The sequence below is a fragment of the Pseudomonas sp. FW306-02-D09B genome (assembly GCF_058782685.1).
In genome coordinates, this window is record NZ_JBYSXY010000021.1 from 26,731 (window position 1) to 48,781 (window position 22,051).

Annotated in this window: 23 protein-coding genes; 12 read left to right on the forward strand and 11 right to left on the reverse strand. The window is 58.9% G+C overall.

Annotated features, from left to right (window positions below; translation table 11 throughout):
- The gene (locus tag AC3WK5_RS25945) at positions 1–912 is read right to left on the reverse strand and encodes a LysR family transcriptional regulator (RefSeq protein WP_103318976.1); all 912 of its coding nucleotides are present in this window, start codon (positions 910–912) and stop codon (positions 1–3) included.
- A 257-nt stretch (positions 913–1,169) separates the two neighbouring features.
- Positions 1,170–1,760, reverse strand: a complete 591-nt coding sequence (gene mdaB / locus AC3WK5_RS25950; RefSeq protein ID WP_103318978.1) for an NADPH:quinone oxidoreductase MdaB — start codon at positions 1,758–1,760, stop codon at positions 1,170–1,172.
- Between the two features lie 201 nt (positions 1,761–1,961).
- Between mdaB and AC3WK5_RS25955 the strand changes: the two genes are divergently transcribed.
- On the forward strand, positions 1,962–2,276 hold the full coding sequence (locus AC3WK5_RS25955) for a putative quinol monooxygenase (RefSeq protein ID WP_019691724.1): 315 nt from the start codon (positions 1,962–1,964) through the stop codon (positions 2,274–2,276).
- On the opposite strand, the gene AC3WK5_RS25960 is transcribed toward AC3WK5_RS25955, so the two are convergent.
- The gene (locus AC3WK5_RS25960; RefSeq protein ID WP_103318980.1) at positions 2,266–3,030 is read right to left on the reverse strand and encodes a sulfite exporter TauE/SafE family protein; all 765 of its coding nucleotides are present in this window, start codon (positions 3,028–3,030) and stop codon (positions 2,266–2,268) included. The genes AC3WK5_RS25955 and AC3WK5_RS25960 overlap by 11 nt on opposite strands.
- An 87-nt stretch (positions 3,031–3,117) precedes the next feature.
- Here AC3WK5_RS25960 and AC3WK5_RS25965 point away from each other — a divergent pair, with 87 nt between their 5' ends.
- The gene (locus AC3WK5_RS25965) at positions 3,118–4,017 is read left to right on the forward strand and encodes a LysR substrate-binding domain-containing protein (protein ID WP_103318982.1); all 900 of its coding nucleotides are present in this window, start codon (positions 3,118–3,120) and stop codon (positions 4,015–4,017) included.
- A gap of 70 nt (positions 4,018–4,087) precedes the next feature.
- Here AC3WK5_RS25965 and AC3WK5_RS25970 read toward each other — a convergent pair whose 3' ends face one another.
- The gene (locus AC3WK5_RS25970) at positions 4,088–5,500 is read right to left on the reverse strand and encodes an amino acid permease (RefSeq protein ID WP_103318983.1); all 1,413 of its coding nucleotides are present in this window, start codon (positions 5,498–5,500) and stop codon (positions 4,088–4,090) included.
- A 205-nt stretch (positions 5,501–5,705) separates the two neighbouring features.
- A complete protein-coding gene (gene kynU, locus AC3WK5_RS25975) occupies positions 5,706–6,956 on the reverse strand; it encodes a kynureninase (protein WP_103318987.1) in 1,251 nt (416 codons plus the stop codon).
- A gap of 176 nt (positions 6,957–7,132) precedes the next feature.
- Between kynU and AC3WK5_RS25980 the strand changes: the two genes are divergently transcribed.
- Entirely contained in the window at positions 7,133–7,606 is a 474-nt protein-coding gene (locus AC3WK5_RS25980) for an Lrp/AsnC family transcriptional regulator (RefSeq protein WP_054594119.1), read from the forward strand.
- 21 nt (positions 7,607–7,627) lie between these two features.
- On the opposite strand, the gene AC3WK5_RS25985 is transcribed toward AC3WK5_RS25980, so the two are convergent.
- On the reverse strand, positions 7,628–8,641 hold the full coding sequence (locus tag AC3WK5_RS25985) for an AraC family transcriptional regulator (protein ID WP_103319023.1): 1,014 nt from the start codon (positions 8,639–8,641) through the stop codon (positions 7,628–7,630).
- A 562-nt stretch (positions 8,642–9,203) separates the two neighbouring features.
- On the opposite strand from AC3WK5_RS25985, the gene antA reads away from it, so the two are divergent.
- From antA to AC3WK5_RS26005, 4 genes are all read left to right on the forward strand, one after another.
- Positions 9,204–10,592 (forward strand): anthranilate 1,2-dioxygenase large subunit, encoded by a 1,389-nt coding sequence (gene antA, locus AC3WK5_RS25990; RefSeq protein WP_103318988.1) that lies wholly within the window; start codon positions 9,204–9,206, stop codon positions 10,590–10,592.
- Between the two features lie 2 nt (positions 10,593–10,594).
- On the forward strand, positions 10,595–11,086 hold the full coding sequence (gene antB / locus AC3WK5_RS25995) for an anthranilate 1,2-dioxygenase small subunit (RefSeq protein WP_103318990.1): 492 nt from the start codon (positions 10,595–10,597) through the stop codon (positions 11,084–11,086).
- Between the two features lie 18 nt (positions 11,087–11,104).
- Complete coding sequence (gene antC, locus AC3WK5_RS26000) at positions 11,105–12,127, forward strand: anthranilate 1,2-dioxygenase electron transfer component AntC (RefSeq protein ID WP_103318992.1); 1,023 nt, start codon at positions 11,105–11,107, stop codon at positions 12,125–12,127.
- Positions 12,128–12,204: 77 nt separating this feature from the next.
- Positions 12,205–13,605, forward strand: coding sequence for an amino acid permease (locus AC3WK5_RS26005; protein ID WP_103318994.1), 1,401 nt, complete (start codon positions 12,205–12,207; stop codon positions 13,603–13,605).
- Between the two features lie 67 nt (positions 13,606–13,672).
- Here the strand turns inward: AC3WK5_RS26005 and kynA are convergent, their stop codons facing one another.
- The gene (gene kynA, locus AC3WK5_RS26010) at positions 13,673–14,539 is read right to left on the reverse strand and encodes a tryptophan 2,3-dioxygenase (protein ID WP_103318995.1); all 867 of its coding nucleotides are present in this window, start codon (positions 14,537–14,539) and stop codon (positions 13,673–13,675) included.
- On the reverse strand, positions 14,536–15,201 hold the full coding sequence (kynB, locus tag AC3WK5_RS26015) for an arylformamidase (protein ID WP_103318997.1): 666 nt from the start codon (positions 15,199–15,201) through the stop codon (positions 14,536–14,538). Before kynB ends, kynA begins: the two co-directional genes overlap by 4 nt.
- Before the next feature lie 221 nt (positions 15,202–15,422).
- Here kynB and AC3WK5_RS26020 point away from each other — a divergent pair, with 221 nt between their 5' ends.
- From AC3WK5_RS26020 to AC3WK5_RS26030, 3 genes are all read left to right on the forward strand, one after another.
- On the forward strand, positions 15,423–15,998 hold the full coding sequence (locus tag AC3WK5_RS26020) for an NAD(P)H-dependent oxidoreductase (protein WP_177474891.1): 576 nt from the start codon (positions 15,423–15,425) through the stop codon (positions 15,996–15,998).
- Positions 15,999–16,052: 54 nt separating this feature from the next.
- A complete protein-coding gene (locus AC3WK5_RS26025; protein WP_103319001.1) occupies positions 16,053–16,424 on the forward strand; it encodes a MerR family transcriptional regulator in 372 nt (123 codons plus the stop codon).
- Between the two features lie 104 nt (positions 16,425–16,528).
- The gene (locus AC3WK5_RS26030; RefSeq protein WP_019691702.1) at positions 16,529–16,873 is read left to right on the forward strand and encodes a cupin domain-containing protein; all 345 of its coding nucleotides are present in this window, start codon (positions 16,529–16,531) and stop codon (positions 16,871–16,873) included.
- A 234-nt stretch (positions 16,874–17,107) separates the two neighbouring features.
- Here AC3WK5_RS26030 and mmsB read toward each other — a convergent pair whose 3' ends face one another.
- On the reverse strand, positions 17,108–17,992 hold the full coding sequence (gene mmsB / locus AC3WK5_RS26035) for a 3-hydroxyisobutyrate dehydrogenase (protein WP_103319002.1): 885 nt from the start codon (positions 17,990–17,992) through the stop codon (positions 17,108–17,110).
- A 10-nt stretch (positions 17,993–18,002) separates the two neighbouring features.
- Positions 18,003–19,526 carry a CoA-acylating methylmalonate-semialdehyde dehydrogenase gene (locus AC3WK5_RS26040; protein WP_103319004.1) on the reverse strand — a complete coding sequence of 508 codons (1,524 nt, stop codon included), beginning with the start codon at positions 19,524–19,526 and terminating at the stop codon, positions 18,003–18,005.
- 150 nt (positions 19,527–19,676) lie between these two features.
- Here AC3WK5_RS26040 and AC3WK5_RS26045 point away from each other — a divergent pair, with 150 nt between their 5' ends.
- Both AC3WK5_RS26045 and AC3WK5_RS26050 read left to right on the forward strand, forming a co-directional pair.
- Positions 19,677–20,624 (forward strand): LysR family transcriptional regulator, encoded by a 948-nt coding sequence (locus tag AC3WK5_RS26045; protein ID WP_054594129.1) that lies wholly within the window; start codon positions 19,677–19,679, stop codon positions 20,622–20,624.
- Positions 20,625–20,914: 290 nt separating this feature from the next.
- Entirely contained in the window at positions 20,915–21,478 is a 564-nt protein-coding gene (locus AC3WK5_RS26050) for a histidine phosphatase family protein (RefSeq protein ID WP_103319005.1), read from the forward strand.
- A 118-nt stretch (positions 21,479–21,596) separates the two neighbouring features.
- On the opposite strand, the gene yfiB is transcribed toward AC3WK5_RS26050, so the two are convergent.
- Positions 21,597–22,049, reverse strand: coding sequence for an outer membrane lipoprotein YfiB (gene yfiB, locus AC3WK5_RS26055; RefSeq protein WP_081013854.1), 453 nt, complete (start codon positions 22,047–22,049; stop codon positions 21,597–21,599).
- Between the last annotated feature and the right edge of the window lie 2 nt (positions 22,050–22,051).

Consider the following 22,051-nt stretch of genomic DNA (forward strand, 5'->3'; position numbering starts at 1 on the left):
TCAGCCTTCAAACACCTCGTTCGCGTAACTCGCCAGCTTGCCCTGGATGAAGTCCAGGAAGCATTGAATCCGCAACGCCAGTTGCGAGTTGCGGTAGTACACCGCATTGATCGGCTGGCGATAGCCACTGTTGGCCTGCGCCAGCAGCAATTTCAGCCGTCCGGCCTTGATGTCATTGATGGTCATGAAATGCGACAGGCACACAATGCCCTGCCCCTCCAGCGCCAGCTGACGCAGTGTTTCACCGCTGGAGGCGCTGAGGCTCGGCTGAATCTGCCAGCGGTCGCCGTGCACATGACGCAGCGGCCAGTGATTGAGGCTTTCGGTCTGGGTGAAACCCAGCAGCGAGTGGCCGACCAGTTCGGCAACCGTGGTCGGTGTGCCGTGTTTTTCCAGGTACGCGGGGCTGGCGAGGATGTGCAGCGGGCTGCCCCCCAGCGAGCGCGCGTGCAGGGTCGAATCCGCCAACGGCCCGATGCGGATCGCAATGTCGGTGCTTTGCTCCAGCAGGTCGATGATCAGGTCGTTGCTGTTGAGTTCCAGCTGGATGTCCGGGTACAGACGGCGAAACTCATCGATGTAGGGCACGATGGCATGCAGCATGAACGGCGACGCCGCGTTGATCCGCAGCCGTCCGGAAGGTGTCTTTTGGCGCGAGGACAGACGCTCTTCGAGCTCGTCCATCTGGTCGAGAATCAGCTTGGCCTGTTCGAAGAAGTACTTGCCCTCCTCGGTCAGGTCCATGCGCCGCGTGGTGCGGTTGATCAACGTGGTGTCGAGCTTGGCCTCCAGACGCGACAGCGTGCGGCTGACCGCCGAGGGCGTTTGCCCGACCTGTTCGGCCGCCGCAGAAATCGAACCGCACTCGATCACGCAGACGAAAATCTGCAACTCATCGGATCTGGCTTTCACGTATGTCCTTCCTATCGAATGCGCCTTGTGGCGGGAGTCAGGCATTCCTTGTGGCGAGGGGGCTCGCCCCCGTTCGGCTGCGCAGCAGTCGTAAACTCACTGCCCGCACTTAGTCTGAAAATACACGGTGACTGATGTCAGGACCGCTTCGCGCTCCAACGGGGCGGTGCGGCGTTCCGACAAGCCCCCTCGCCACAAGTAAAAACGTGCCACTGCTCAGGTGTTCGATAGTAGCCGGATGCGAGACATAACGCAGGTTACGCCGGCAAGTTGAACACTTGCCTGAGGTGCTGTTCGTAGCGCGCGACGTCGGCTTCAATGTTCGGCCGCTTCATCACGTCGACACATAGGAAGGTCGGCAGGCCACTCATGCCGAGGAAGGTGTTGGCCTTGTGGAACGGGAAGTACACCGCATCCACGCCCTTGGCTTCGAAGAAGTCGCTCGGGTCGTCGAACGCTTGCTGCGGTGCGTTCCAGGTCAGCGACAGCATGTACTGCTTGCCCTGCACCAGGCCGCCACTGCCGTATTTCTGCGAAGCATCGGAGCGGGTCCGGCCGTCGCTGGCGTAGAGGCTGCCGTGGCCTTCGGTGAAGACTTCGTCGATGTACTTTTTCACGATCCATGGCGCGCCCATCCACCAGCCCGGCATCTGGTAAATGATCACGTCGGCCCAGAGGAACTTGGCGACTTCTTCAGCGACGTCGTAGCCCTCGTCGATGTGGGTGACTTTCACGTCGACACCACCGCGATCCAGCACGCTCAAGGCGGCTTCGTGCAGGGTGGCATTGTAGCGACCATCGGAGTGGGCGAATTTCTTGCCACCGTTGAGCAACAGAACTTTTTTCATGGGAAGCCTCATCAGGGTCCGATGCGCCGCGCTGTGGATAAGTCGCGGGATCGAGAAGTTTCAAATGTGATGGCGGCAGGGTATCGATGACCCTTCCCATGAATAAGCCCGAAGCCGGCAAAATACATTTGACCGAAACGCACGAATCACCAGCTGATTGTTGCCATAGAATTTTCTCAACCCTGACTTGAGGAGTTCTGCATGAGCGAGCAACACGGTTTCATCCTGCACGCCAAAACCCGCCCGGAAAAAGCCGACGCCTTCGAAGCCCTGTTCCGCGCTTACGTCGAACCCAGTCGCGCCGAACCTGGCTGCATCGAGTACCACATGCTGCGCGACCAGCAAGACCCGACACTGTTTATCTTCTACGAGATCTGGCAATCCCGGGCCCATCTGGACGTGCACTCGAACCTGCCGCACATGCAGCAGTTTTTCGAGAACCGCATGGATTACCTGGAACGCGATTTCGATATCCGCCGCATCGACATGCTCAGCCCATCATCGGCTAGCCGCTGATCAGCAGATGGCCGCCGAGTATTCCAAGGCCGACGAAGAACACCCGCTTGAACAACACGGCGCTGATCCGCTCTCGCAACCATTGCCCCAGCAGCATGCCGAGCAGCGCCGGGATCAGCGCCAGCAGTGAAGCACTCAATTCGCCGCCGCCGAGCGCCCCGCGCCACATCAAGCCGGCAGCGAGTGCCAGGGTCGACACGGTGAACGCCAGGCCCAACGCCTGCACCAGTTGATCCTTGTTCAACCCCAGCGCTTGCAGATACGGCACCGTCGGAATCACAAAGACGCCGGTGGCCGAGGTGATGATGCCAGTCAGCGCACCACTGAGCGGGCCGAGCCAGCCTTCGGTTTTGCTACTGACCCGTAAGGTGGGCAGAAACAATCCGCTCAAGGCATAGAGCAATAGCGCCGCCCCAAGTCCTCGCACCACCCACTCCCCGCTTCCAATCCCCACCCACAACGTACCCGCACCGGTACCGACAAATATCGCCAGCAGCATGGGCCACAGCCGTTTGATCAACGGACGCAAATGCCCACCGAACGCCAGTTGCCAGACGTTGGTCAGCGTCGCCGGAATGATCAGCAATGCCGCAGCCTGTGCCGGCGCCATAGCCAGACCGAGCAAGCCCATGGCAACGGTCGGCAGCCCAAGGCCGATCACGCCTTTGATCATTCCGGCCATCAAAAAGGTGATGATCACCAATAAAGACAAGGCCAGACCGAGGTTTTTATAGAACGCGAGAAGTGTATTCATGGCGTTATCCTGGGCCTTCCCGGCGGCCCTGAAAATCTGCCATATACTGAGCCAGCCTCTTGTTTTAACAGAGCCTTGGAAACGCCCATGCACTTCGACCTGATCGACCTCAAGCTCTACCTGAACATCCTCGACGCCGGCAACATCACCGCTGGCGCAACCAGCAGCCACCTGTCACTGGCGGCGGCAAGTGCGCGAATCCGTGCGATGGAAGCTTCGCTGGGTACAGCATTTTTCGAGCGTGGGCGTCGCGGCATCAGCCCTACCCCGGCCGGCAAGGCACTGGCGCAACATGCCCGGGTATTGCTGCGACAGGCCGAACGCATGCAACAGGATCTGGCGGAATACGCCAAAGGCGTTAAAGGCCAGGTGCGGTTGTTGTGCAACACCACGGCAATCACTGAATACCTGCCCGAGTTGCTGGCGGACTTTCTGCGAGAGCACCCCAACCTCGACATCGACCTGCAAGAACTGCCGAGCCTGCGCATCACCCATGCCTTGCGTCAGGGAGCGGCGGACCTTGGTATCGTTTCCGATGCAGTGGACACCCATGACCTCGACACCCGAGCATTCCGCGATGATCCGTTGGTGCTGATCATGCCGAGCGATCATCCATTGGCTGAAGGGGAAGCACCGAACTTCAGCCAGACCTTGTCTCACGATTACGTCGGGCTCAGTGCCAACAGCGCGTTGGCGATCTATCTGGAAGAACAGGCGCTGCATGCCGGACTGCGCATGCAGATCCGCATTCGCGCCGAGGGTTTCGATGGGGTTATTCGCATGGTCGCCCATGGCGCGGGATTGGCGATTGTGCCGCTGGCAGCGGTCGAGCGCTGGGCGGGTAGGCAAGCGTTCAAACATCTCGCGCTGAACGAGCCATGGGCCCAGCGAAAACTGCTGCTGTGCGCACGCTCGTTCGACGCCCTGCCCCTTTATGCCAAAGCCCTGCTTGAGGCGTTATCCGAAACCGCTGACACAAACTTGTAGGAGCAAGGCTTGCCCGCGATGGCGATTTTGCGGGTGTCATCGCGGGCAAGAACCAGGCGTCCCCCCGCTCCTACGGGGCCGGGGCGTTATCGAGACTACTGACCAACACCTTGGCTTTTCTGAAGAACACCCCGTAGACCAACGACAGAATCAACAGGAACGGCACACCAAACACCAAGGTCATTTTGAACGCCTCGGTGAAATAGGTGGTGATCATCACCGCGCCCATCAGCACCAGCCCCAACAGCGTGGTGTAAGGGAACAGGCGCATGCGGAACGACAGCTTCCGCTCGCCGTGACGCTGGTGATAGCGACGGAAACAGTAGTGCGTGAGGAAGATCATGAACCAGGTGAAGATCGCGCCGAACATGGAAATCGCCATCATCAAAGTGAAGGAGCTTTCCGGGTACATCACGTTCAACAGCGTCGCCAGCGCAATGCCCGAGCTCGACAGCAGCAAGGCGTTGAGCGGGATGCCGCTCTTGCTCAACGCGCCCATCGCCTTGGGCGCGTAACCGCCACGGGACAGGCTGAACATCATCCGCGTGGTGATGTAGAGCTGACTGTTCATCGCCGACAACGCGGCAATCAGAATCACGAAATTCATCACCCCGGTGGCGCCGGGAATGCCGATGGTTTGCATGACCGTGACGAACGGGCTCTGCGCATGACCCGCCTGAACCCACGGCACAATCGCCAGCATCAGGGCCAGGGTCAGCAGGTAAAACACCACCAGTCGCACGATGGTCGCGCGAAAGGCTTTCTTCACCGCCCGCTCCGGATCCTCGGCTTCACCGGCTGCCACCGCGATCATTTCCACACTCAGGTAGCTGAAGATCGACACGATCACCGCCACCCACATCCCTTGTAAACCATTGGGGAAAAACCCGCCGTGGCTGGTGTAGTGATGCACGCCGTACTCCGGGTTACCCGAGCCGAACACAACGTACACCGCAAGGATGATGAAGCCGACAATCGCGCCGATCTTGATGGTCGAAAACCAGTACTCAAATGTGCCGAAGGTCTTCACGCTGATGGCGTTGAGCACGATCAGAATGCTCGAGAACGAGACGATCCAGATCCACTCAGGCACGTTGGCGAACCAGTACTTCATGTACATCGCCACCGCCGTCACCTCGGTGCCGACCGCCAACACAATCGCCGCCCAATAGGCGTAGCGCACCAGAAACCCGGCCAGCGGGCTGATATAGAACTCGGCATACGCGCCGAACGAACCCGAGGTCGAATGGGCCACGGTCATTTCCGCCAGACAGCCCATCAACAGCAGCGTGATGACCGCGCCAATCGCATAGCTGAGCAGCACGCTCGGCCCGGCATAGCCGATCGCATAGGCGCTGCCCATGAACAGGCCGGTGCCTATCGCACCGCCGATGGCGATCATGCTCATCTGCCCCGAGGTGAGCTGGCGCCTGAGGCCGTGCTCACGGTTGGAGATGGTTTCAAAACCGAGGGTGTCGGTCATTTCTCTGTCCTCTGAATATTGTGTTTTTTTAGAGAGCACATCGTTTGGATAAACCGGGTCACACGGTCGAACTAAACCCTGTGGCGAGGGAGCTTGCTCCCGCTGGGCTGCGTAGCGGCCCAAAAATCTTCGCAGTGAGTATCGATTTTGTGAGTGCTGCGCACTCAAGCGGGAGCAAGCTCCCTCGCCACGGACAGTGCTGGGATCAGGTGACGCTGTGGCGGATCTGGAACTGCGCTTGCGACCAGGTTTGCTGATCGAGAATTTCGCCAAGTATCTGCACCGCATCAAAGACTTCGGTGAAGCTGGTGTACAGCGGGGTGAAACCGAAGCGCATGATCCGCGGCTCGCGGTAATCACCGATCACGCCTTGGGCGATCAAGGCCTGTATCACCGCGTAGCCTTGCGGGTGTTCGAAGCTGACATGGCTGCCACGCCTGGCGTGTTCGCGTGGGGTAATCAGTTTCAAATCGTGAGCGGCGCAGCGCTGCTCCACCATCTGGATAAACAGGTCGGTCAGTGCCAGGGATTTGCGGCGCAGGCTGGGCATGTCGGTCTGGGCGAAAATCTCCAGGCCGCACTCGACCATGGCCAATGAGGTGATCGGTTGAGTGCCGCACAAGTAGCGAGCGATACCGCTGCTCGGCTCGTAGCCTGAGGCCATGTCGAACTGTCGGGAGTGACCGAACCAGCCGGACAACGGCTGCGTGACCAGATCGCACAGCTGCGGCGCAACCCAGACAAACGCTTGCGAGCCGGGGCCGCCATTGAGGTACTTGTAGGTGCAACCGATGGCGTAGTCCGCGCCCGCCTGACGCAAATCGACCGGAACCGCACCGGCGGAATGCGCCAGGTCCCAGATCGCCAGCGCGCCGCATTCGTGGATCAACGCCGTCACGGCCTGCATGTCGTGCATGTAGCCGGTTTTGTAGTTGACGTGGGTGAGCATCACCACCGCGGTGTCCTGGTCAATCGCCTGCGCCAGCTCTTCCGGGCTGTCGACCAGACGCAAGCTATAGCCCTGCTGGAGCAAATCCATCAGCCCTTCGGCGATGTACAAATCCGTCGGGAAGTTGCTCGACTCACTGACAATCACCCGCCGCATCGGTGCCCGCATCGTCTGCACACGCAGGGCCGCGCCGAGGACCTTGAACAGGTTGATCGAGGTGGTGTCGGTGACCACCACTTCGCCCTCACCGGCACCAATCAGCCCCGCCAACCGATTGCCCAGACGCTCCGGCAGATCGCGCCAACCCGCGCTGTTCCAGCTGCGGATCAAGCCATTGCCCCACTCCTCGACGATGACCGCCTGAGCACGCTCAAGCGCCGCAACCGGACGCGCGCCAAGGGAGTTGCCGTCGAGGTAAATCACGCCTTCGGGAAGCGCGAACTGGTGACGCAGATGGGCCAAAGGGTCTTGCGCATCAAGCGCCAGGCAATCGTTTCTTGTGATCATGGTCGGTCCTGTTCTCTAGATGACATGCCGCCGTGTTTTCAGCATTTTTGCGCCGGCACAATGAGCAAATAATGAACGAAGCTTCGGAGAATTTTCGTGCAAAGTGGATGGTCATATAGTAGTTGTCTCGAAGATAATTCGAATCCAACTCCAAAAATCGCGGATTTATTCAAACCATGACCCTCGACTCGACAGACCTGCGGATCCTGCATTACTTGCAGCAGGACGGGCGTATCAGCAATCAGGAATTGGCGGAGAAAGTTGCGCTGTCGCCGTCGGCTTGCCTGCGGCGTTTGCGGCTGCTGGAAAGCGAGGGAATCATCACCGGCTATCGCGCGGTGCTGAACGCCGAACGGCTGGGCATCGAGCTGGAAGCCATCGTCCATGTGTCGTTGCGACAGGACGTCGAGGACTGGCACGAGACCTTTATCAAGAAGGTGCAAGAGTGGCCGGAAGTCGCCACCGCGTACGTGATTACCGGCGCCAGCAACTATGTGCTGCGGGTTCAGGCGCGCAATCTGAAACACTTCTCGGATTTCATCGTCAACAAGCTCAATCGCACCGCGGGGGTGACCGATATTCGCTCGGAAATCGTCCTGCAGAAAATCAAGGAACGCGACGATCTGCTGGATCTGGTCGCCCGCAAATAAGCCTTATTGACTGCCTCTGCGTCAAAGCCCGCGCATGCGCCGGGCCTCGTTGCGCTGCAAGGTTGCGCTCGGGGCTTCGTCGAACAACTTGCGGTACTCGGCGGAAAAACGCCCCATGTGGGTGAACCCCCAGCCCATGGCAATCTCCGAGATATTGCGCGCCAGCCCCTGTTCAAGAATGTCCTGGCGCACCGCATGCAAGCGGTATTTTTTCAGATAGGCCATCGGCGACAGGGCGAAGTACTTTCTGAAAGCCTCGAACAACTTGAAACGCGAAACCCCGGCCGCCGCTTCGATGTCTTCCAGGTGCACGGCTTCGCGGGCGTTATCGTGAATGTACTGTTTGGCCCTGACCAGATAGTGCGGCAATTTCACACCCAACACGTCCCGCAGCTCATCGGAGTAATTGTTCGGCTGGGCGAGGATCAGGCCTTTGATCAATGAGCTCTCGATGTCCCGCGTGAAGACCACCTGCTCAAACAGCGCGCTGCTGCGCTCAAGTTCGCCGATGAAATACCGCGCCATGCGCCACCACGAGGCCGACGCACCGTCCACCGCATCCATCACCGGCTCGAAGCGCAGCGGTACATCCAGTGGGCGCTGCAATATCCCCTCAAGGGATTCGCTCATGGCCGCCCGAGTGATTACCACCTGGACCTTGCGGCAGTCACCGGAGATCGCCAGCATCTGGTTTTCATTCGGGGAGATGATCACGCCTTGATCGCGATTGGATTTGAGCAACGTGCCGTTCTTGCTCAACTCCTGCTCACCGACCAAAGGCAGGCTGAGGCTGTAGCTGCTGAAGTGTTCGGCGTCTTCGATATCGACGGTCACGTCAGTGCCGTATTCGATAGTGCCCAGGGTCGTGGCCATCGACTTGAACACATTGGCCGTGTGATGAAAACGAATCCGCTCGGGCGTCGCGGTTTCGAGACGGTGCGGCCCGCAGATCCCTGACATCCAGGTCCGCGCGCCCTCAAGGTCATAGTGATCGATACGAATATCGCGAAACTGCGGATCGGCTTTGCTACTCATCACGGCGCACCCACGGCAATATTTTTTCAGCACGCTCTGACGGCGCACCTCTGACTTGAGCCGAGCAAGTTCCAGACCACTGAACGCCTGCGCCAACCCAGTGGATAGCAATCATCGACTAAGTGGATAACACAGCTGTTCTGGAACCGGAGCTCACCTTCGAACAACGCTCAAGGCTGCCCAAGACAGTACCTCAATGCTGCAAACAGGGGCGGCCGTTCATCGAATGGTGCAGGGTCTTGAGTATTAGCTGCCCACCTTGATACACGCGGGTGTTACCCGCAAAGATCGCAGTGAGAGGCACTTGCTCCCGCCGACCGGTCCGCGCTCGGGCGCAGCAGTCGTAAAACCTTCGGATGCGTCCTATCTGAAAAATTGCGATTGCCGACTTTAGGGCTGCTTCGCAACCCAGCGGGAGCAAGCTCCCTCGCCACAGGGGCAGTGCAGCCAGCGGCCGCCGAACTTTGTGGACTGCCTTCGTCGACAAACCGGATAGACCCCTGCCCGCCCCACTCTCTCTAATGGGCGCACCGATTGACCCGAATAAAAAAGGTGCACACCCATGAGTGGCGAAAAAAACGTCGAGCAGTGGAAAGCGTTCATTGAAGGCAGCCTGGACTTCCGTCCGGCAGAAGGCGTATTCCGCATCGCTCGGGATATCTTTACCGAGCCGCAACTGTTCGATCTGGAGATGGAGCTGATCTTCGAGAAGAACTGGATCTACGCCTGTCACGAAAGCGAGCTGGCCAACAACCACGACTTCATCACGATGCGCGCCGGTCGCCAGCCGATGATCATCACCCGTGACGGTGACGGCCAACTCAACGCGCTGATCAACGCTTGCCAGCATCGCGGCACCACATTGACCCGCGTCGGCAAAGGCAACCAATCGACGTTTACCTGCCCGTTCCACGCCTGGTGCTACAAAAGCGACGGACGCCTGGTCAAGGTCAAGGCCCCCGGCGAATACCCGGAAGGTTTCGACAAAGCCACACACGGTCTGAAAAAAGCCCGCATCCAGAGCTACAAGGGCTTCGTCTTCATCAGCCTGGACGTTCATGGCGATAACAGCCTCGAAGACTTCCTCGGCGATGCCAAAGTGTTCTTCGACATGATGGTCGCCCAATCGCCCACCGGGGAGCTGGAAGTACTGCCCGGCAAGTCGGCCTACACCTACGACGGCAACTGGAAACTGCAAAACGAAAACGGCCTGGACGGCTATCACGTCAGCACGGTCCACTATAACTATGTGGCCACGGTGCAACACCGCCAGCAGGTCGACAACGAGAACGGCACCCGCGCCAGCGGCACGCTCGACTACAGCAAGCTGGGGGCTGGCGACGCCAATACCGATGACGGCTGGTTCGCCTTCAATAACGGTCACAGCGTGCTGTTCAGTGACATGCCCAACCCGACGGTGCGTTCCGGCTACGCGACGATCATGCCGCGCCTGATCGAGGAACACGGTCAGGAAAAAGCCGAATGGATGATGCATCGGCTGCGCAACCTGAACATCTACCCGAGCCTGTTTTTCCTCGATCAAATCAGCTCCCAGCTACGGATCATCCGTCCGGTGGCCTGGAACAAGACCGAGATCATCAGCCAGTGCCTGGGTGTGAAAAACGAGTCGGACGCGGATCGGGAAAACCGGATTCGCCAGTTCGAAGATTTCTTCAACGTGTCCGGACTCGGCACCCCGGATGACCTGGTGGAGTTTCGCGAAGCCCAGCGCGGTTTCCAGGCACGACTGGAACGCTGGAGCGATATCTCGCGCGGCAGCCACCAGTGGGCAACCGGCGCCACGCCCAACAGCGAGGCGATCGGCATTGCACCGGCCATGACCGGCACCGAATTCACCCACGAAGGGCTTTACGTCAACCAGCACAGCAACTGGCAGAAGTTCTTGCTCGACGGCCTGGACGCGAAATCCCTGAAGCTACGTGAGGTGTGAACATGAATCCGCAATTGCAGTATCAGATCGAGCAGTTTTTCTACCGTAAATCCGAACTCTGCGACGCCAAGGACTGGGACGCCTACCTCCAGCTCTTCGACGAGCAGAGTGAGTTTCACCTGCCGCAATGGGACTCCGAACACGTCTACACCCGTGACCCCAAGCGCGAAATGTCGTTGATCTACTACGCCAATCGCTCGGGCCTGGAAGACCGTGTATTCCGCCTGCGCACCGGCAAGGCTGCCTCGGCCACGCCGATGCCGCGCACCCTGCACCTGATCAACAACGTGCGGATCAGCGAACTCGAAGCCGGTGAGCTGGAGGTGCGGCTGAACTGGCACACCTTGTTTTATCGCCTGGCCACCTCCGAGCAGTTCTACGGGAACGCGACCTATCGCCTCAAGCCTCACGCAGACAGCTGGCTGATTACCCGCAAACACGTGTTGCTGCTCAACGACACCATCAACTCGGTGCTCGATTTCTACCACCTCTGAAGCTATGGAGACCGGGGCATGAACCACAAGGTCGCGTTCAGTTTTGCCGACGGCAAAACACTGTTTTTTCCCGTGCAGGCCAACGAAATATTGCTCGATGCCGCCCTGCGCAACGGCATCAATATTCCGCTGGATTGCCGCGAGGGTGTCTGCGGAACCTGTCAGGGCCGCTGCGAATCCGGCGACTACAGCCAGGATTATGTGGATGAGGAAGCCCTTTCCAGCCTCGACCTGCAACAACGCAAAATGCTGACTTGTCAGACCCGAGTGAAGTCCGACGCCGCGTTTTATTTCGACTTTGCTTCCAGCCTGTGCAATGCCGCGGGGCCTGAACAGCTCAGCGGTATGGTCACGCATGTGCGTCAGGTCTCGGCCAGCACCGCGATCCTCCATCTGGATTTGGGCGCGGCCACCCAGCCACTGGATTTCCTGCCGGGGCAATATGCGCGCCTGTTGATTCCAGGGACCATGAGCAAGCGCTCCTACTCCTTCGCCAACCGCCCAAGTAGCAGCAATCAGCTGCAATTTCTGATTCGCCTGTTACCCGACGGGGTGATGAGCAATTACATTCGTGAGCGCTGCCAGGTCGGCGATGAAATCGCTCTGGAGGCACCGTTGGGCGCGTTTTATCTTCGCCACATCGCCCGGCCGCTGATTCTGGTGGCCGGCGGCACCGGACTGTCCGCGCTGCTGGGGATGCTCGACGAAATCGTCGCGCGCGGTTGCGAGCTGCCTGTGCATTTGTACTACGGTGTACGGGACGCGGCCGATCTGTGCGAAGGCGAACGGATCAGTGCCTATGCTCAACGCATTCCAGGGTTTCGCTATACGCCGGTGGTCAGCGATCCATCAGCGGACTGGGAGGGAAAACGCGGCTACATTGCCGAGCATTTCGATGCCAGCAAACTGCGCGATGCCGCAGTCGACATGTACGTCTGCGGGCCACCGCCGATGGTCGAGTCGATCAAGAGCTGGTTGCAGGATCAAACCCTCGACAACGTGCAGCTGTATTACGAAAAGTTCACTGAAAGTAACGTTTGAGGCTCACAAACGCGCGCCAATTGAATAAGCTGTCGACCTGCAACAAAGCCTGACCATAACAACTAGAAGGTATCCAGATGGCGGATGAACAACTGCAACAGGGCGTACTGAAGCGGGGGCTGAAAAACAGGCATATTCAGCTGATCGCACTGGGCGGCGCGATTGGTACAGGGCTGTTTCTCGGCTCCGCCGGCGTGCTCAAATCGGCAGGCCCGTCGATGATCCTCGGCTATGCCATTGCCGGTTTTATCGCCTTTCTGATCATGCGCCAACTGGGAGAGATGATTGTCGAGGAGCCGGTCGCCGGGTCCTTCAGTCATTTCGCGCACAACTACTGGGGTAGTTTTGCCGGCTTCCTGTCCGGCTGGAACTACTGGGTGCTGTATGTGCTGGTGGGCATGGCCGAGCTGACAGCCGTTGGCAAATACGTGCAGTTCTGGTGGCCCGAGGTCCCGACCTGGGTCAGCGCGGCGGTGTTCTTCGTACTGGTCAACCTGATCAACACGATGAACGTCAAAGTCTTCGGTGAAATGGAGTTCTGGTTCGCCATCATCAAGGTCGTGGCAATCATCGGCATGATCGCCCTCGGCTGCTACATGCTGGTCAGCGGCACCGGCGGCCCGCAGGCCTCGGTAAGCAACCTGTGGAGTCACGGCGGTTTCTTCCCCAACGGCACCAACGGTTTGCTGATGGCGATGGCGTTCATCATGTTCTCTTTTGGCGGCCTGGAACTGGTCGGCATCACTGCCGCCGAAGCCAGCGAGCCGAGGAAGGTCATTCCCAAGGCGATCAATCAGGTGGTTTACCGCGTGCTGATCTTCTACGTCGGTGCACTCACCGTGCTGCTGTCGTTGTACCCATGGGACCAACTGCTTCAGACACTGGGCGCTTCCGGCGATGCCTACAGCGGCAGTCCGTTTGTACAGATTTTCGCCTTGATCGGCAGCAACACCGCAGCGCAAATCCTCAATTTCGTGGTGTTGACCGCGGCGCTCTCGGTCTACAACAGCGGTGTCTACTGCAACAGCCGGATGCTCTACGGCCTGGCGGAACAAGGCGATGCACCCAAAGCGCTGATGAAGCTGAACAAACAGGGGGTGCCGTTACTGGCGCTGGGCGTATCGGCGCTGATCACGATGTTGTGTGTGGTGGTCAACTACGTCGCCCCGAATGAAGCGCTCGAGTTGCTGTTCGCGCTGGTGGTCGCTTCGTTGATGATCAACTGGGCGATGATCAGCCTGACGCACCTGAAGTTTCGCAAGGCCATGGGCCAACGCGGCATCGTCCCGGGCTTCAAGGCATTCTGGTCGCCGTACACCAATTACCTGTGCCTGGCGTTCATGGCCATGATCATCTACGTGATGTTGTTGATTCCCGGGGTGCGTGCGTCGGTCTACGCGATCCCGGTCTGGGTGCTGATCCTGTTCGTGTTCTACCGGATTCGGGTTGCACGGACTCGTGCGTTGTCGGTCGCTTAATAGCCTTCAGCCAGTCGACAAAAAGCCCCGGCATTCGATGAATGCCGGGGCTTTTTTGTATCTCGGGTCAGAGGGTCGAACGCACGCGCCACAACTCCGGAAACAGCACGGTGTCGAGCATCTTGCGCAGATAACCCACACCTTCGGTGCCGCCGGTACCCGGTTGGAAGCCGATGATCCGCTCAACCGTGGTGACATGGCGGAAGCGCCATTGACGGAACGAGTCCTCGAGGTCGATCAGTTTCTCCGCCAACTGGTACAGGTCCCAATACTGCGAAGGGTCGGTGTAGACCACACGCCAGGCGGCTTCGACCGAGGCGTCATAAGCGGTCGGGCTGGCCGGGTCGCGCTCGAAGCGCTGCGGATCAATCGCCAATCCTGCACTGACCATCAACCGAATCGCCTCGTCATACAGCGACGGTGTGGCAATCGCCTTTTCCAGCTCCGCCAACAGTTCCGGCCGGTGCGCATGCGGACGCAACAGCGTTGCACTTTTGTTGCCGAGGATGAATTCGATCTCGCGGTACTGGAACGACTGGAAGCCCGATGACTGGCCCAGAAACGGCCGGATCGCGTGGTATTCGGTCGGCGTCATAGTCGCCAACACCGTCCAGGCATGCACCAGCTGATCGAAGATCCGCGAGACCCGCGCCAGCATCTTGAACGCCGGTGGCAACTCTCCCAGCCTGACATGCTCACGAGCCGCCTTGAGCTCGTGCAGCATCAGCTTCATCCACAGTTCGGACGTCTGATGCTGGATGATGAACAGCATCTCGTTATGGTCCGGCGACAAGGGGTGCTGGGCACTGAGAATCTTCCCCAGATCCAGGTAATCGCCGTAGCTCATGGAGTCGGAAAAATTCAGCTCGGCGTTATGCCATTCTTCTGGCGGGTTTGAAGGTGACTGATCTGAAGAATAGGGACATTGGCTCATTGAGCAGGCTCCTCAAGTGGCGGTTTGTTCAGTGGACGCAAAATAGCCCTGACCGGACTGGCGTCCAGGTTGGCAAACCGCAGCGGCAGCGCAATCAGTTCATAGTCGCCTTCCGGCACGTCATCGAGCACGATGCCTTCGAGAATCGCCATGCCATGGCGGGCCACTGCGTTGTGCGAATCCATGGTCTTGGACTGTTGAGGGTCCAGCGACGGTGTATCGATACCGATCAACCGCACGCCAAGGCTCGCCAGCAGGTCGACGGTTTCCTTGGCGACTGCCGTGAAATCCGGATCCCAGGCCGTCAGCGGCGCCTGTTGATAAGTGCGCAGCAAGACGCGCTCGGGCAGATCGGCAAGGCGTCCTTCCAGTTGCCCGGGCTGAACCAGCCGACCACTGTCCAGACAATGCAAGACGCGACACGGACCGATGTAGACATCCAGCGATACATCGCCGATGGCCGCGCCGTCAGCGCTGTAATGCAGTGGCGCATCGACATGGGCGCCAGTGTGGGGAGACAGGGTGATGCGGCCGACATTCACCGGGCATTCAGGCCCGAAGGTCCAGACGCGCTCTTCCTGAAACGGCGTATCACCCGGCCACGTCGGTGTTGCGGTGCTTAAGGGCGGGCTGATATCCCACCACGACATTGTTTTTTTCATTGCATAGCTCTCGACAACTCTCGCGTGAATGATACGAGTGATGCCTGTGAAGATTCTTGCGAAATCCGTCGGGAACGCCCAAATGTTTCGCACTTACTGCCAAGAACCTGAAGTTTAGCGGGTGAAAATTTCAATGCCCGAAACAGGCACCTGGGCGATGCTTGACTCTCCCCCAAGGGGCCGACTTTATCCTTATCGCTTTGCTACCCAGGGACGAAGTGATGAGCAAACGGATACTGGTGATTCTCGGCCATCCATCAAGCCACAGTTTCTGCGGCGCCCTCACCGACCGCTATGTACAGGCGGCAAAAAACGCCGGGCATGAGGTCCGTGAGTTGCGCCTGGGAACCTTGAGGTTCGACCCGATATTGCGCGAGGGCTATCAACAGATTCAGCCGCTGGAAGACGATCTGCTGAAAGCTCAGGCGGATATCATCTGGGCGGAACACCTGACCTTTGTCTATCCGATCTGGTGGGGGGCGATTCCGGCGTTACTCAAGGGCTTTTTCGACCGAACATTTCTTCCCGGTTTCGCCTTCAAGTACCGCCAGGGCAAAGCCTTCCCGGACAAACTCCTGCACGGGCGCACAGCCGACTTGCTGGTAACCATGGATACCCCGCCCTGGTACTACCGCTGGATCTATCGCATGCCCGGACTGCATCAGATGCGCAAAACCACACTGGCGTTCTGCGGCATCACACCGCTAAAAACCCTAACCTTCGGCCCGATCCTGGGCTCGAGTGAGCATCAACGGGAACTCTGGCTCATGCAGGCGCAGGCTATCGGTGCTGGCTGACTCTCGCGGATAATCGCGCGGATCAACGGAGACACTCACAAAAAGGGATTTTTCATGTTCATCGGCAAAGCCGCGCAACTGTCGGGCACGACCGTCAAAAGCATTCGCCATTACGAGGACATCGGTCTCTTGCCGCCCGCGCAACGCCAAGGCAAATACCGCCTCTATGATCAGCAGAGCGTCGAGCTATTGACCTTCATCAAATGCGCTCAACAACTGGGGTTCAGGCTAAAGGAATTGCAGGCGGTGCTTCAGGGTCAACACGGGCAGGCACTGCCGTGGCATCTGGCGCATCAGGCGATTGCCGATAAAAAGCAGGAGTTGGCGGACAGAATTACAGCGTTGGCCCGCCAATACATGCAATTGACTGAGTTCGAAGCCAGCCTGAAGCAGGCTCAATCTGACTGTCCGCTTGAGCGGGTTTGATCGATAGCGCGTTTCTGGACAGCTGAGTGTCGAGCACAGACAACTGACACCGAGCCGGGCGCTATAGGGTGCGACTTCAGTCCTGCCTAACGCTCGGAGTCAGCATGTCCAAACCCATTACCGTTCTTCGCGATACCCATCCACTGCCAGTGCTTGACGCCTGCAAATGGGAGAAACTCGAAGGTGACCCGCACACCGTCAACCTCAACGCCTACACCAGCGAAGACGGCAGCAAGATCATGGGCACCTGGATCTGCACACCCGGCAAGTGGTACGTGGAGTATGTGAAGTGGGAATACTGCCACTTCCAGGAAGGCTACTGCGTGATCACCCCGGACGGCATGGAACCGATCCATCTGCGCGCGGGTGATATTTTCGTCATTGAGCCGGGCATGAAAGGTACGTGGGAAGTGGTCGAGACCGTACGCAAGTACTTCGTTTTCGCCTGATTCAGCAATAAAAAACCGAGAGTCCACCCGACGTGGGCTCTCGGAAAGATATCTATTGGAATGCGCCGCACTTGTGGCGAGCGCGGCTTTTGTGGCGAGGGAGCTTGCTCCCGCTGGTTCGCGAAGCGGACCCATGAAGCCAATTCTACTTGTCAGATACGCCGCGTGTTCAGGATTGACGACTGCTTCGCAGCCAAGCGGGAGCAAGCTCCCTCGCCACAGTCCCGCCCCCTATCAGGGTTTGCGATAGCTGTTGATGATTGCCGAGAAATCCTTGCCGCCTTCGCCACGCTGACTCATCGCCTGATACAGCTGCTGAGCCACCGCGCCGAGCATCACCGGTTGATGCGCCTGACGCGCAGCTTCAGTCGCCAGCCCGAGGTCCTTGAGCATCAATTCGGCACCAAAACCACCGGTATAACCACGCGATGCCGGTGCTGTTTCGACGATACCCGGCCACGGGTTGTACATCTCCGAACTCCAGCAACGACCGGTCGAACTGTTGATGATCCCCGCCAGCACCTTGGTGTCGATGCCTAGGGCATCACCCAGGGCCATGGCTTCGCTGACGCCGACCATGGAAATCGCCAACAACAGGTTGTTGCAGATCTTGGCGATTTGCCCGGTGCCGACTTCACCGCAATGCACAATGTTGCGGCCCATCTGCGCCAGTACCGGTTGCAGGGTGGCGAACAATTCCGGCGTGGCGCCGACCATGAAGGTCAGCGTCCCGGCCGCAGCGCCACCGGTGCCGCCGGAAACCGGCGCATCCGCCATGGCCACACCTTGCTTGGCCGCCGCCGCGGCGACATCGCGGGCGGTCTGCGGGTCGATGGTGCTGCAATCCACGGCGGGAACGCCCTTGGCGATCCCGGCCAGCACGCCATCTTCACCCAGCCAGACGCTGCGCACATGGACAGCGGCCGGCAGCATGGTAATCACCAGTTCTGCGCCTTGGGCTGCCTCACGCGCCGTGGCGCTGATAGTGCCGCCCAGTTGCGCCAGTTCTGCGAGTACGGCTTTGTTCAGGTCGACCAGGTTCAGCGAATGGCCAGCCTTGATCAGGTTGCGCGCCATCGGCGCGCCCATATTGCCGAGACCGATAAAAGCGATTTTCATGTCCGGCTCCTTAACGCAAATTGATGGTTGTGTTCACACCGTCATTGACACTGTCATCGTCGAACCAGCGACTGGTGACGGTCTTGGTTTGAGTGTAGAACTGCACCACTTGCTTGCCATACGGACCGAGGTCGCCGAGCTTGGAGCCCCGCGAACCGGTGAAGCTGAAAAACGGAACCGGCACCGGGATCGGGATGTTGATGCCAACCTGGCCGACGTCGATTTCGTTCTGGAATTTACGCGCCGCCGCACCACTCTGGGTGAACAGGCCGGTGCCGTTACCGAACGGGTTGGAGTTGACCAGCGCAATAGCCTGATCGAGAGTGTCGACTTCCAGCACCACCAGCACCGGGCCGAAGATTTCCTGGGTGTAGATCTGCATGTCGGTGGTCACGCCGGAGAACAGGGTCGGGCCGACAAAGTTGCCTTTTTCGTACCCCGGGACGCTGATATCACGACCATCGAGCTCCAGTTTTGCGCCTTCCTTGATGCCGCTTTCGATCAGATCAAGAATCCGCGCCTTGGCCCGTTTCGAAATCACCGGACCAACGTCAGTGCCCGGCTCGCTGCCGGCATTCACTTTGAGTTTTTGCGCCAATGCCTTGAGGTCTGGCAGCCACTGCTTGGCCGCGCCCACCAGCACCACCACCGAGGTGGCCATGCAGCGTTGACCGGCGGCGCCGAAGCCGGCACCGACCAGCGCATTGAGAGCTTGCTCACGATTGGCATCGGGCAGTACCACCGCGTGGTTCTTGGCGCCCATCATCGATTGCACGCGTTTGCCGTGTTTGCCGGCCAGGTCGTAGACGTGAGTACCGACTGCCGTCGAACCGACGAACGATACGGCCTTGATGTCTTTGTGGGTGCAGAGCGCGTCCACCACATCCTTGCCGCCGTGAACCACGTTGAGCACGCCGGCTGGAATGCCCGCCTCGATGGCCAGTTCCACCAGCAGCATGGTCGACATCGGGTCTTGTTCGGACGGTTTGAGCACAAAGGTGTTGCCGCAGGCGATGGCCATCGGGAACATCCACAGCGGGATCATCGCCGGGAAGTTGAACGGCGTGATACCGGCGCAGACACCGATCGGTTGGCGCAGGGTGTAGGTATCAACACCGCCCGCGACGTTTTCAGCGAATTCGCCCATTTGCAGGCTGCCGATGGAGCACGCATGCTCGACCACTTCCAGGCCACGGAAAATATCGCCTTCAGCGTCGGCAATGGTTTTGCCCTGCTCGGCGCTGAGGACCACGGCGATGCGCTTGGAGTGCTCGCGAATCAACGCCTGAAGCTTGAGCATGATGCGCATCCGCGCGCCAATCGGCGTCAGCTTCCAGGTCTGGAAAGCGCGATGAGCGGCGCTGATCGCAGCGTCGACTTCCGCAGGCGTAGCGAACGGCACTTTAGCCAGCACTTGCTGGGTTGCCGGATTGACGATGTCGTGCCACTCGGTGGTCTGGGACTCGACCCATTGACCGTCGATCAACAGCTTGACCTTTTGCACAGTGGTTTCTGGCGTGAGCGATGCGTTCATGACGGTCTCCTGGACTTGTTGTTATGCAGGGAGCCAAGGCGAGAAAAGTCGCCTTGTGATGAGGCGTGTGTCGCGAGTTGGTTGTCGGACTGTTTTTGGAGTATAGATGTGCAAACTTCTAATAAGAACGCACATAAAAGCCGGTCCAACATGCAAAAAAACATCACATCGTTAGGCTCGTTGAACTGGGACGACCTGAAGTTTTTCCTCGAGGTCGCCCGTACCCGCAAGGCCAGCAGCGCTGCCAAACGCCTGGCCGTGGATTACACCACCGTGTCACGGCGGATCAGTTCGCTGGAAGGTGCATTGGGGACATTGTTGTTCGAAAAATCACGGACCAATGGCTTTGTATTGACCGCCGAGGGCCAGCGTTTACTGGGTTATGCCGAATCCATAGAAAGCACGCTGCACATGGCGTGCGAGCAGGTGTCCGGCTCGGGCGTGGCGTTATCCGGCCATGTGCGGATGGGCTGCACCGAGGGTTTCGGGAGTTTTTTCATCACCCCGCAGCTCAGCCACTTCGTCGATGCCTATCCGGCGATTTCGGTAGATATCCTGCCGCTGCCTCACTTCATCAGCTTGTCCAAGCGCGAGGCAGATATTGTCATCGCCCTGGAACGCCCGGAACACGGCCCTTACGTCTGCTGCAAACTCTGCGACTACCGTTTGCAGCTGTACGCGACCCAGGATTACCTCGACCAACACCCGCCCATCCGCCGCCCGGCAGATTTGGGCAAGCATCAGTTCATCAGTTATGTCGACGATCTGGCATTCAGCTCGGAGCTGCTGTACCTGGCGAATGTACTGCCCGGCGCCAGCGCCAACCTGCGCAGCACCAGCGTAATTGCGCAATTCGTGGCCGCGCAGCAAGGCCGTTCACTGGCAATTCTGCCGTGTTTCCTCGCGGCCCAGGATCCACGACTGCTGCCGGTGCTGCCGGAGGAAATCAACATCACCCGGCAGTTCTGGATGTACTGCCGCGAGGATCTGCGCAAGCTCAAGCGAATCACGTTGTTGTGGGACTACATCCGCGCCGTGACCGAACAGAATCAGGCCCTATTGATGGGGGAAACCCGAACGATGCACTTCGCCGACTGACAACCTCTCAAGGAATCAGGTAGCGGCGTCGTAACGAGGTCAGCAGGCCTTTGCCAAGGTTTTGTGACAGGGATTGGTACGCAACTTGTGACATCGAAGAGCATTGGCAGGTGCCTTTGGGGGTATGGGGCTCGTTCACGCAAGCCGCAATTGTCGCTCCCTTCACCTAACGTCCAGATGATAATCTCACGCCTCAATGTGCGGTTTATACCGGCACGATCACCATGCTTCAAATGCCCGCCGGGTGCATTTTCAACACTTCTTGGGCAGTAAAACAAGGACGTAAACACATGAGCAGGGAGATCATCCTGATGCGCCATGGGCAGCCGAATCTGGCCGTGACCAACAAGGTTTCAGCGCTTGATATGAAACGCTGGATCGAGCAATACAATCTATCCGAAATCATCAACCAGCCCGCCCCAGAGGCGAGTGTGCAACTGGCCGCTACCGCCCAAGTGATTGTATCGAGCAGTGCGCCTCGGGCTCTGACATCCGTTCGGGCGTTGGGCCTTCAGCCCACCCTGGTAGACGCGATTTTCTGCGAGGCGCAGTTGCCCCATGGCCGCTGGACGCTGCCGCGTCTTTCACCGTTTACGTGGGCATTTATCCTTCGAGTCTCATGGTTATGCGGCTTTTCAGGGACGGTCGAGTCTTTCCGTCAGGCCAGGATTCGGGCCAACGAGGCCGCTCAACAACTTCGATCCCTTGCGAGCGCAGGCCCGGTCCTGTTGCTCGGTCATGGAGTCATGAATCGAATGATCGCCAAGCAGTTGGAGGCTGCCGGATGGACTCGCCAGAAACGCAATGGCAACCGTTACTGGAGCGCAATGGTCTATCGAATGAATCAGAGTTAAGGCACGTCGATAGAAACCGGGACACACCCGGCTTATGACATGCAAATGCATCCGTGAAGTGACAGAGCAGAATCAAGCGCTATTGATGGGAGGAAACCCGCACGATGCACTTCGCCGACTAGTCCGCGATCACCACAATCGATACCCGGCGATTCTCGGTGCGTCCGGCGGTGGTGGTGTTGGATGCCACCGGCTCGGCGCTGCCAAGGCCGCGCAGTCGAATGTTCTCCTCGCGCAGGCCAACGCTGGTCAGCACCGCGCCGACACTCTTGGCGCGGCGAAGGGAAAGTTGCTCGTTATAGGCCTCTTTACCCGACCCGTCGGTGTGACCATCGACCCGCACGCGCTCAATGCCGGCACCGTGCAATGCCTTACCGATTCGCTCAACGATTTCGGTGCTTTGCGGGTTCAAGTGATCAACGTCGCTGCCAAACAACACCTTGCCCGACAAACCGAAGGCCCAGCCCTCCTCGGTCAATTCGAAACCCTGCTGTTTAAGCACCACGATCTGCGCCGGGCTGAGGCCTTTTTGCGGCGCGGTCTGGCAACCGCTCACTGCCAGCACGGCCATGA

Excerpts from the sequence above, each read along its gene's own strand:
- mdaB (WP_103318978.1), bottom strand. The coding sequence starts at position 1,760 with ATGAAAAAAGTTCTGTTGCTCAACGGTGGCAAGAAATTCGCCCACTCC.
- AC3WK5_RS25955 (WP_019691724.1), top strand. The coding sequence starts at position 1,962 with ATGAGCGAGCAACACGGTTTCATCCTGCACGCCAAAACCCGCCCGGAA.
- AC3WK5_RS25960 (WP_103318980.1), bottom strand. The coding sequence starts at position 3,030 with ATGAATACACTTCTCGCGTTCTATAAAAACCTCGGTCTGGCCTTGTCT.
- AC3WK5_RS25965 (WP_103318982.1), top strand. The coding sequence starts at position 3,118 with ATGCACTTCGACCTGATCGACCTCAAGCTCTACCTGAACATCCTCGAC.
- AC3WK5_RS25970 (WP_103318983.1), bottom strand. The coding sequence starts at position 5,500 with ATGACCGACACCCTCGGTTTTGAAACCATCTCCAACCGTGAGCACGGC.
- kynU (WP_103318987.1), bottom strand. The coding sequence starts at position 6,956 with ATGATCACAAGAAACGATTGCCTGGCGCTTGATGCGCAAGACCCTTTG.
- AC3WK5_RS25980 (WP_054594119.1), top strand. The coding sequence starts at position 7,133 with ATGACCCTCGACTCGACAGACCTGCGGATCCTGCATTACTTGCAGCAG.
- AC3WK5_RS25985 (WP_103319023.1), bottom strand. The coding sequence starts at position 8,641 with ATGAGTAGCAAAGCCGATCCGCAGTTTCGCGATATTCGTATCGATCAC.
- antA (WP_103318988.1), top strand. The coding sequence starts at position 9,204 with ATGAGTGGCGAAAAAAACGTCGAGCAGTGGAAAGCGTTCATTGAAGGC.
- antB (WP_103318990.1), top strand. The coding sequence starts at position 10,595 with ATGAATCCGCAATTGCAGTATCAGATCGAGCAGTTTTTCTACCGTAAA.
- antC (WP_103318992.1), top strand. The coding sequence starts at position 11,105 with ATGAACCACAAGGTCGCGTTCAGTTTTGCCGACGGCAAAACACTGTTT.
- AC3WK5_RS26005 (WP_103318994.1), top strand. The coding sequence starts at position 12,205 with ATGGCGGATGAACAACTGCAACAGGGCGTACTGAAGCGGGGGCTGAAA.
- kynA (WP_103318995.1), bottom strand. The coding sequence starts at position 14,539 with ATGAGCCAATGTCCCTATTCTTCAGATCAGTCACCTTCAAACCCGCCA.
- kynB (WP_103318997.1), bottom strand. The coding sequence starts at position 15,201 with ATGAAAAAAACAATGTCGTGGTGGGATATCAGCCCGCCCTTAAGCACC.
- AC3WK5_RS26020 (WP_177474891.1), top strand. The coding sequence starts at position 15,423 with ATGAGCAAACGGATACTGGTGATTCTCGGCCATCCATCAAGCCACAGT.
- AC3WK5_RS26025 (WP_103319001.1), top strand. The coding sequence starts at position 16,053 with ATGTTCATCGGCAAAGCCGCGCAACTGTCGGGCACGACCGTCAAAAGC.
- AC3WK5_RS26030 (WP_019691702.1), top strand. The coding sequence starts at position 16,529 with ATGTCCAAACCCATTACCGTTCTTCGCGATACCCATCCACTGCCAGTG.
- mmsB (WP_103319002.1), bottom strand. The coding sequence starts at position 17,992 with ATGAAAATCGCTTTTATCGGTCTCGGCAATATGGGCGCGCCGATGGCG.
- AC3WK5_RS26040 (WP_103319004.1), bottom strand. The coding sequence starts at position 19,526 with ATGAACGCATCGCTCACGCCAGAAACCACTGTGCAAAAGGTCAAGCTG.
- AC3WK5_RS26045 (WP_054594129.1), top strand. The coding sequence starts at position 19,677 with ATGCAAAAAAACATCACATCGTTAGGCTCGTTGAACTGGGACGACCTG.
- AC3WK5_RS26050 (WP_103319005.1), top strand. The coding sequence starts at position 20,915 with ATGAGCAGGGAGATCATCCTGATGCGCCATGGGCAGCCGAATCTGGCC.
- yfiB (WP_081013854.1), bottom strand. The coding sequence starts at position 22,049 with ATGGCCGTGCTGGCAGTGAGCGGTTGCCAGACCGCGCCGCAAAAAGGC.